At 66.4% G+C, this 584-nt stretch carries 1 protein-coding gene; it reads left to right on the top strand.

What is annotated here, in order from left to right:
- Positions 1-36: 36 nt before the first annotated feature.
- Positions 37-584, top strand: a 548-nt coding sequence (locus Pka01_RS40505) for a DUF222 domain-containing protein (RefSeq protein ID WP_239116299.1), incomplete at its 3' end; no start/stop codon positions are given.

Genomic DNA, 584 nt, shown 5'->3' with positions numbered 1-584 from the left:
GCCCGAACCCACGGACACGCCAGCACCCGCACCTGGCTGCAGAACGCCTGCGGCACCAGCAGAGTCTCCGCCTCCCACCTGGTGACCATCGGCACCCAACTGGCCCGCCTTCCAACGGTGCGTGCACGATTCGCCGAAGGCACCCTGAGCGAGGGCCAGGTCAACGCGATCTGCACCGCCATCAAAGACCTCGCCGACGAACAAGCGCCGATCGCCGAACAGATCCTCACGGACCTGGCCGACCACGCCACCCCCGAAGACATCGCCAAAGCCGGCCGCTACCTCCGCGACGTCCTCGACCCCGACGGGCAGCACAAAGACGATGACGCCGACCACGACAAACGATTCCTGCGCGTACGCCCTACCGGCTCCGGTGGCATGCAGGGAGAATTCCGGCTGCCCAAGGAAGCCGCCGCACGACTGAAGACCTGGCTGGACACCTACGCCAAACCCAAGGCCGACAACGACGACCGCCCCCTGCGCGTCCGCAACGCCGACGCGCTCACCATGCTCCTCGAAACCAAAATCACCACCGAACTACTGGTCCTGGTCAACGCCGAATCCCTCCCCACCGACCACCCCGA

The sequence above is a fragment of the Planotetraspora kaengkrachanensis genome (assembly GCF_016862895.1).
Lineage (GTDB): Bacteria > Actinomycetota > Actinomycetes > Streptosporangiales > Streptosporangiaceae > Planotetraspora > Planotetraspora kaengkrachanensis.
Note: the sequence above shows the minus strand (reverse complement) of the source record. Positions and strands in the feature narration are given on the sequence as shown.